Source organism: Psychrobacter sp. Ps6 (genome assembly GCF_022129235.1).
GTDB lineage: Bacteria > Pseudomonadota > Gammaproteobacteria > Pseudomonadales > Moraxellaceae > Psychrobacter.
The window spans coordinates 1-1140 of the sequence record NZ_JADQAI010000161.1 but is presented as its reverse complement, the minus strand read 5'-3'; the positions used below and the strand labels follow the sequence as shown (position 1 = coordinate 1140).

The following is a 1140-nucleotide window of genomic DNA, read 5'->3' as shown; positions in this document are numbered from 1 at the left end:
ATGACCATCTTGGTACTGTTTCATCAACTGCGGTATCGACAGTTTAAGTCTTTTTACTACCATCACATGCTTGGCATGATGAAGCGGGAGTTTCCAAACTTGCCCAGTTATTCACGGTTTATAGAGCTGATACCACGCAGTATCATGCCATTATGTGCCTACTTGCAAAGCATGATGGGCGACTGTACAGGTATCAGCTATATTGATTCAACCAAGATAGCAGTTTGTCATAACAAGCGTATCTACCGTCATAAAGTCTTTGAAGGACTGGCAACCCGAGGCAAAAGCAGCATGGGCTGGTTCTATGGCTTTAAGCTGCATGCCATTATCAATCACAAAGGTGAACTGATATCCGTCAAAGTCACTGCGGGTAATACCGATGACAGAGTGCCTGTTAAGGATATGGCAACGTCTGTGTTTGCCAAGGTGTTTGGGGATAGAGGCTATATCAGTAAAGCACTAAACGAGTGGCTCACAAAACACAGTGATACCACGTTGATAACCAAACTTCGGCGTAATATGAAACCCCAATTACTTGAGCCTATGGATGAGGCACTACTCAATCATCGCTCTTTGGTTGAAACGGTGTTTGGAGAGCTTAAAAACTTGTGCCAAATCGAACACTCACGCCATCGTAGTGTCACGGGGTTTATCACAAACTTGCTGTCAGGTTTGATTGCTTATTGCTGGTTTCCCTATAAACCCACCATCAAAAACATGCCTCAGCAGGGACAGGTAGCCACATTGTAAATAGTATCAATAAGTTACAATGTGGCTTATCCCGAACTGGGGTTAGATTAATAATTATTTAGCTTAAAGCAGACAAAGAAAACCCCCTTACGCATTCACGTAAGGGGGTTTTCAGGAATAGAGAGCTGACGATGACCTACTCTCACATGGCCGGAGCCACACTACCATTGGCGCGATGATGTTTCACTTCTGAGTTCGGGAAGGGATCAGGTGGTACCATCATGCTATTGTCGTCAGCAAAGGGGGTTAGATATGAGTCTGTGTGTTTAAATGACTAGTGTCATCTTAATCCAACTGAACCAAGGATTAAGGTGATATCGAAATAATTAGACTTGATACAAACCACTTGGGTGTTGTATGGTCAAGCCAAACGAGCAATTAGTACAGGTT

At 43.5% G+C, this 1140-nt stretch carries 1 protein-coding gene and 1 rRNA gene; one reads left to right on the top strand and one right to left on the bottom strand.

Annotated features, from left to right (window positions below; translation table 11 throughout):
* Nucleotides 1-750, top strand: a 750-nt coding sequence (locus tag I3255_RS14580; RefSeq protein ID WP_238039467.1) for an IS982 family transposase, incomplete at its 5' end; no start/stop codon positions are given.
* Nucleotides 751-873: 123 nt separating this feature from the next.
* On the opposite strand, the gene rrf is transcribed toward I3255_RS14580, so the two are convergent.
* A 5S ribosomal RNA gene (rrf, locus tag I3255_RS14575) occupies nt 874-988 on the bottom strand.
* Between the last annotated feature and the right edge of the window lie 152 nt (nt 989-1140).